The sequence below is a fragment of the Candidatus Burkholderia verschuerenii genome (genome assembly GCF_001189365.1).
GTDB classification, from domain to species: domain Bacteria; phylum Pseudomonadota; class Gammaproteobacteria; order Burkholderiales; family Burkholderiaceae; genus Caballeronia; species Caballeronia verschuerenii.
On record NZ_LFJJ01000266.1, the window covers coordinates 1 to 5,906 of the forward strand.

Annotated in this window: 10 protein-coding genes; 5 read left to right on the forward strand and 5 right to left on the reverse strand. The window is 63.4% G+C overall.

Translation table 11 applies throughout. The features are described 5' to 3' along the window. Positions 1 to 2,568, forward strand: a 2,568-nt coding sequence (traA, locus tag BVER_RS27065) for a Ti-type conjugative transfer relaxase TraA (RefSeq protein ID WP_198155427.1), incomplete at its 5' end; no start/stop codon positions are given. 24 nt (positions 2,569 to 2,592) lie between these two features. Here traA and BVER_RS33005 read toward each other — a convergent pair. Continuing rightward, positions 2,593 to 2,787, reverse strand: coding sequence for a hypothetical protein (locus BVER_RS33005; RefSeq protein WP_198155428.1), 195 nt, complete (start codon positions 2,785 to 2,787; stop codon positions 2,593 to 2,595). A 62-nt stretch (positions 2,788 to 2,849) separates the two neighbouring features. Between BVER_RS33005 and BVER_RS27070 the strand changes: the two genes are divergently transcribed. The 4 genes from BVER_RS27070 (at position 2,850) to BVER_RS34710 (ending at position 4,291) form a co-directional block, all read left to right on the forward strand. Further along, positions 2,850 to 3,563: a DUF6118 family protein gene (locus BVER_RS27070; protein WP_050455889.1), complete on the forward strand. Its 714-nt coding sequence runs from the start codon at positions 2,850 to 2,852 to the stop codon at positions 3,561 to 3,563. Between the two features lie 62 nt (positions 3,564 to 3,625). Next, entirely contained in the window at positions 3,626 to 3,886 is a 261-nt protein-coding gene (locus BVER_RS27075) for a type II toxin-antitoxin system RelB/DinJ family antitoxin (RefSeq protein WP_050455890.1), read from the forward strand. Continuing rightward, complete coding sequence (locus BVER_RS27080; RefSeq protein WP_050455891.1) at positions 3,887 to 4,156, forward strand: type II toxin-antitoxin system RelE/ParE family toxin; 270 nt, start codon at positions 3,887 to 3,889, stop codon at positions 4,154 to 4,156. Between the two features lie 15 nt (positions 4,157 to 4,171). Next, complete coding sequence (locus tag BVER_RS34710) at positions 4,172 to 4,291, forward strand: DUF6118 family protein (RefSeq protein ID WP_232316841.1); 120 nt, start codon at positions 4,172 to 4,174, stop codon at positions 4,289 to 4,291. An 18-nt stretch (positions 4,292 to 4,309) separates the two neighbouring features. Here the strand turns inward: BVER_RS34710 and BVER_RS34715 are convergent, their stop codons facing one another. From BVER_RS34715 to BVER_RS27100, 4 genes are all read right to left on the reverse strand, one after another. Continuing rightward, entirely contained in the window at positions 4,310 to 4,486 is a 177-nt protein-coding gene (locus BVER_RS34715) for a PIN domain-containing protein (RefSeq protein WP_232316842.1), read from the reverse strand. A gap of 218 nt (positions 4,487 to 4,704) precedes the next feature. Beyond that, complete coding sequence (locus BVER_RS27090) at positions 4,705 to 4,971, reverse strand: AbrB/MazE/SpoVT family DNA-binding domain-containing protein (protein ID WP_050455892.1); 267 nt, start codon at positions 4,969 to 4,971, stop codon at positions 4,705 to 4,707. Between the two features lie 148 nt (positions 4,972 to 5,119). Continuing rightward, positions 5,120 to 5,422, reverse strand: coding sequence for a type II toxin-antitoxin system YafQ family toxin (locus BVER_RS27095; protein ID WP_440588108.1), 303 nt, complete (start codon positions 5,420 to 5,422; stop codon positions 5,120 to 5,122). Next, on the reverse strand, positions 5,388 to 5,651 hold the full coding sequence (locus BVER_RS27100; protein ID WP_050455894.1) for a type II toxin-antitoxin system RelB/DinJ family antitoxin: 264 nt from the start codon (positions 5,649 to 5,651) through the stop codon (positions 5,388 to 5,390). The genes BVER_RS27095 and BVER_RS27100 overlap by 35 nt, the downstream gene beginning before the upstream one ends. Positions 5,652 to 5,906 lie beyond the last annotated feature (255 nt).

The following is a 5,906-nucleotide window of genomic DNA, read 5'->3' on the forward strand; positions in this document are numbered from 1 at the left end:
AGCGTGTTCGATCGGCGCGACGTTGCAAAAGCGTTGCATCGCTACATCAACGACGACCGCCAAGAATTCCAGAGCGCCTTTGCGAAGGTCATGGCCTCGCCGGCGCTGGTGGAATTGCAGGCTGAGCAGGCGGACCCGGCAACGGGCGAGGTTGCGCTTGCCCGGTACTCGACCCGCGACATGGTCGAGATCGAAAGCGCCATGGCCGAGCGGGCGAAGGGCATGAATGATGCCCGCAGCCATGGCGTTGCCCGTCATCATGTCGAGCGAGCAATAGCGAGGCAGGACGAGGCTATCCGTTCAAGTATGGCTGGGCCGTCATCCCCGGAAATCGGAGGTGGCGACAAAGATTTCAGCGCAAAACGGATAGAGGCTGGTCTTTCGGACGAACAGCGGCAGGCGATCGAGCATATCACCGGGCCGGAACGGATTGCCGCCGTGGTCGGGTTCGCCGGCGCTGGCAAGTCCACCCTGCTCGCGGCCGCGCGCGAGGCGTGGGAGGCCAAGGGCTATACGGTCCACGGCGCGGCCCTGTCGGGGAAGGCGGCCGAGGGGTTGGAGGAATCCTCCGGCATCCGGAGCCGGACGCTGGCGTCCTGGTCCCGCGGTTGGGACAACGACCGCAGGACACTCGGCCGCAGCGACGTGTTCGTGATCGACGAGGCCGGCATGGTCGGGAGCCGCCAGCTCGCCCGGTTCGTTGGCGAGGCCGAGGCGCGCGTGGCGAAGATCGTCCTTGTCGGCGACCACGAGCAGTTGCAGGCGATCGGGGCCGGCGCACCGTTCCGGGCGATCACCGAGGAAATCGGTCATGCCGAGCTTTCCGAAATCCGCCGGCAGCGCGTGGACTGGCAGCGGGAGGCGTCGGTTGATTTCGCCACGCACCGGCCGGCCGAGGGGCTGGCGGCCTATCGCGAGCATGGCGCGATCAGCCTTGCCGAGACAGGCGAGGACGCGCGCGGCCAGATCGTGCGCGATTACCTTGCCGATCGCGACGAGCGGCCGGACGGCACCCGCGTTGCCATGGCGCATCGCCGGGCCGATGTTCGGGCGCTGAATGAGGGTATCCGTTCGGCCCTTCAGGAGCGCGGCGAGCTGGCGCGGGGCGAGGACGCCGGCGCGCTGACCTTCCAGACCAATGACGGCAAGCGGGAGTTCGCGACGGGCGACCGTATCGTGTTTCTTGAGAACAACCGCGACCTTGGCGTGAAAAACGGGATGCTCGGCACGGTCGAGCAGGTCGAGGCCGGAAAGCCGGGTGCCGGCCCCATGATCGTCGCGCAGCTCGACGGCCCGGGCGGGCAGGGGCGCGGCGAGCGCGTCAGCATTCCGATGGGCGACTATCAGGCGATCGACCATGGCTATGCGACGACGATCCATAAGAATCAGGGGGCGACGGTCGATCGCGCCTATGTGCTGGCCTCCGGCACGATGGACCGGCATCTGACCTATGTCGTCATGACGCGGCATCGAGAGGGGGTGCAGCTCTACGGTAGCCAAGACGCGTTCACCGGGCAGGCCGGTCGCCTGGTCGAGCATGGGGCCGCTCCGTATGAGCATGACCCGAGGAACAGCGACAGCTACTATGTGACGCTGGAAAACGACCAAGGGCAGCGCCACACGACATGGGGCGTTGACCTTGAGCGCGCCATGGAGGACGCCGCGCCGGCGATCGGGGAGAAGATCGGTCTTCAGCATCTCGGCTCCACCCCCGTGACCTTGCCGGATGGCACGCAGACGCACCGCAACACATGGAAGGTTCGAGACGCTGGCGAGCTGGCCTACGAGCAGCTTGAAAGCCGCCTGTCGCGATCGGGCGCGAAGGAAACCACGCTCGATTACACCCGCGACTTCGCCGAGCGGCGCGGGATCGCGGCGCACATGGGCGTTCGCAGCGAGATCGAGGTTCCCCGCGACCGCGCGGCCGAGCGTCACCCTGCCGAGCGGAAGCGGATCGAGGACCGCGCGCCGAGATCCTCGCAAAAAGTCGGCGTGGATCTCGCGCAGGATATTCGTGCAGATCCTCGCGAGGATCTCGCCAGCGATCGGCAGCAGCGCCGGGGCGTGGCCGAGCAGTACGCCGGCGAGAACGGCCCGCAGATCGACCAGAAACGGCCGCAGCAGGTCGAGAAGCAACGGGGTGGCATGTTCGACGGCCTCAAGCTCAATGCCCGTCCTACGTCCTCTCAGGAGCGCAGCGAACGGACGGAAAGAGGGGAGCGCGCGCGGGCGGTGTCGGAGCGAAACAGGCAGGCCGCCCGGTTGGGGCGGCCAAGCGAGATGGAACGCGCCGTTGACCGTTATGCGCGAGCCTTCGGTGCGGCTGACAGACATGTCCGCGAGGGCTTGCCTGTCCTCGACGCGCAGAAGCAGGAGATTCGCGCGGCGGAGCTTGGGCTCGACCAGGCACGGCCGGGAACATCGGCGCTCATGGTGTCGGCCTTGCAGCATGATTCTGAGACAAGGCGCGCGATGACCGAGCTTTCCGGTCGCGAGCGCACCGGAAAGCTCGTCGTCGGCCTGGATCGCGAACGCACGGCGCTGGCGGACCCGAACGTCAGGGCCTAACGGTTCGTGCAGCGCTGGCAGCAATTACAAGGGCAGCGTCAGGCGTTGCGTGGTTGGCAGCACGACGAGGCACGCCAGAAGGTCGAGGGGCAAATGCGCGGTATGACGGAAAGCCTCGGGCGCGATGCGCAGGTGGAATCCATCCTGCGCGCCCGCCGCCAGGACCTCGGGATCGATCGGCACGTGCGCCAGGGCGAGGGCCTCGCTCGCGAGCTGCACCAGAGCCTGAGGCGGGACAGGAGCCAGGATTATGGGATGGAGCGATAGAGGAAGCGCCGGTGATGGACGACCGGCATGATGAGGCCGGTGATCCGGCCCAGGCCTTCGCAGCGCTCCGGCGCAGGGTCGAAGACCTGGCTGGCGATCTCACGCGAGAGATGACGACGATCCGCAAGGGGGTGGAAGCGGCCTTCGATCAGTTCGAGACATTCCAGCAACCGCCCGACTACGGCCAGGAGCTTGCCCGCATCGTTAAACAGATCGGTGTTGTCGGCCAGGCCCTCGACGCCTTGCAGACATTGCCGACGCTGAGGCATGGCCCTGATCACTATGCCCGCGCGATCGAGAGCGCCGGGGATCGTGTATCGGAGCATGCCAGCCGCACCCTCGAGGCGCGCGGACTTGTCCTCGAGCGCGTGGCGGGCGAGCTTCGCGAGCTGGTCAGGACCGGCCGCCTGCGCCGGGATCAAGATGGGTGGCTTTGGGGCGTCGGCGCGGCCAGCCTGGTCGTTGGCGTGCTTTTGACGCTGTTTCTGCCGCGCGTGCTGCCCGGATCGGTCGAGATGGCCGTTGTGGCAACCGTCATGCGCGCCGATCGCTGGAACGCTGGCGGCGCGCTCATGCAGTCAGCGAGCCCGACCGGCTGGCGCGGCCTGGTCGATGCCCGCGATCTCGTGCATGCCAACAAGCGTGCGCTTGCCGCGTGCGCCGAGACGGCCGCCAAGGCGAAGAAAGCGCAACGCTGTACGATCAATGTGCCCGCGCCGGAGCAGTAGGGGTTGAATCTGTAGCCGTTTATAGCTACATTGGACTACAATTGCTTTCGGGAGCTAATATCATGGCAGTCGATTCCGTAGTGCGCGCTCGCGTGGACGCCGAAACGAAGGACAGCGCCACCAAGGCGCTCGCAGAGATGGGGCTTTCCGTCTCGGATTATATCCGCATGGCCCTTGTCAGGGTTGCCCGTGACAAGGCCATTCCCTTTCCGGTGAAGGTGCCGAACGCGGAAACCGTCAGGACGATGGAGAAGACGGCACGCGGGGAGGACATTCACAAGGCTAAGGACGCGGCGGACCTGTTCAAGCAGTTGGGTGTCTGAGTGCGTGAGCCGTCCTATTCCGGCCAGTTCCGGCGCGACGTGAAACGAGCAGAGAAGCGCGGCAAGGACATGGCGAAGCTACGCGATGTCCTGCAATTGTTGATCGAGGAAACGCCCTTGCCGGTCCGGCTGCGCGACCATCCATTGAAAAACTGGATCGGCTATCGCGATCTGCACATAGAGCCGGATTGGTTGTTGATCTACAAAGTTGACGCGACGAGCGTTCATTTCGAGCGCACCGGCACGCATTCCGATCTGTTCCGGGAGTAGGGCGGGGTAGTAACCATGCCTGCCAGCAATCTTGTGCGCACCAACAAGACCACGCTTGCCGCGTGCGCCGAGACGGCCGCCAAAGCGAAGAAAGCGCAACGCTGCACGATCAATGTGCCAGCGCCGGAGCAGTGATGTAACCTATTCTCTGGTTTAGCTTAGGATCTGCGCGGCCTCCCCGTGTTTCGACAGCAGCGTGACCGCTTTCTTGTCGAACGACACGAAGATTTCCCCGCCCAGCCATTTGCCCTCGTGCGCCATGATCCCATCGGCAAAGTCGCCGCCAGCTTCCAGCAACGCAAGCCCGGCCTCAACGGCGGGCCGGTTCATGACCACGTTCCCCGCGTCGAGCAGCGCACGGATCGCGGTCGCTACGTCTTCTTTCGACAGCTTTGCGCCCTGCCGCAGTATCTAAACCAGTTCACATAGCGACGGTAGCGAAACCGCAATGAGGGTCGCGTCCTTGAGCAGCTTCCGAGCGGCCCGGGCCTGCGTCGGATCATCTTGTAGGATCGAGCGAGCGAGGACGTTTGTGTCGGCGGTGATCTTCATTCGTCGTCCAGTTCGCCAGCCCAACCAGCCGCCGCGATGTTGTTCATTTCTTCAATTGACAGTGGCTTTTTCGGCTTCACCTTGCCGTCAATGGCATGAAGAAAACCATCGATGGTGCCGGTCGGCCTGGCCGCCCGCACCCGCAGTTCGCCACCAGGCAGCTTTTCAAAATCGACTCGTTCTCCCGGCTTGATGCCGAGATGTTGCAGCAAGTCCCGCTTGAGCGTGACCTGCCCTTTCGTCGTGACCGCGAGCGATGCCATCGCAACCTCCATAGCTTGAAGCTCTCCATAGTAATGGAAATTTACATTCCGATTAATATGGGATTTCTGATGGTTCCTGAAACTACGAACAAACACGAGCAATCCGAAGGTGGCACGGTGGAAATTCTCCATGGCCGTGTCGCACAAGTCATAGATCAAGCTCCGAATGAGAGCCAAGACGGGTCAGGATCAACCGATCGGCTCCGATGAGGCGGTAGATCAGAACCAGGTCGGGCTTGATGTGGCAATCCCGATAGTCCTTCCAGTTGCTGGTTAGCGCGTGGTCGCGGTGTCTCGGTTCCAAAGGCTGATCATTTGCCAACGCTTCGATGACCTGCCGCAAGTCGGTATCCAGCAAACCTCGGTGTGGCCCCCTCGCCTCGCGCTTGAAGTCCCGCCTGAAAGCGGTCGTGCGCTCAATCGTCCGCATGTAGATCGTCGAACAGCGCATCCACGGAGTCGAACTTCTTCAAGCCCCCCTGCTCGACCTCGGCAAAGGCTGCCAGCGTTTCCGCATTGGGCTGGAACAGTGCTGATGGAATCGCCTTGTCGTGCGCGATGCGCGTCATGAGCACTCTCACCACGTCGCTGACCGACAGGCCAGACGCCTGAATGACCTGATTGGCCACATCCTGAATTTCGCCCGGTACGCGAGCCTGTACCATGCGGCTGACACCCATAGCAGTTTCTCCCAATCAATCGTATTGCAGTGTAATACATAGTCAAATGTATTTCAACCGCATACGATCGGGACGTGTCGCACAAGTCAACACGCGACACTTCCCCCATCCCCGCAAAGCCCCGGCCTGCCTAGGTTTCTATTGTCGCATATCTTTGTCGCACGTTATAGAATAATGCGACATAACTTGCGACAGGTGAGCCATGACCAACAAACCAACGTCCGGCCTGCTGATCGGCTATGCGCGCGTCTCCAC

Coding starts and splice junctions, on each gene's coding strand:
- BVER_RS27070 (WP_050455889.1), top strand. CDS start 2,850: ATGGACGACCGGCATGATGAGGCCGGTGATCCGGCCCAGGCCTTCGCA.
- BVER_RS27075 (WP_050455890.1), top strand. CDS start 3,626: ATGGCAGTCGATTCCGTAGTGCGCGCTCGCGTGGACGCCGAAACGAAG.
- BVER_RS34710 (WP_232316841.1), top strand. CDS start 4,172: ATGCCTGCCAGCAATCTTGTGCGCACCAACAAGACCACGCTTGCCGCG.
- BVER_RS34715 (WP_232316842.1), bottom strand. CDS start 4,486: ATGAACCGGCCCGCCGTTGAGGCCGGGCTTGCGTTGCTGGAAGCTGGC.
- BVER_RS27090 (WP_050455892.1), bottom strand. CDS start 4,971: ATGGCATCGCTCGCGGTCACGACGAAAGGGCAGGTCACGCTCAAGCGG.
- BVER_RS27095 (WP_440588108.1), bottom strand. CDS start 5,422: ATGCGCTGTTCGACGATCTACATGCGGACGATTGAGCGCACGACCGCT.
- BVER_RS27100 (WP_050455894.1), bottom strand. CDS start 5,651: ATGGGTGTCAGCCGCATGGTACAGGCTCGCGTACCGGGCGAAATTCAG.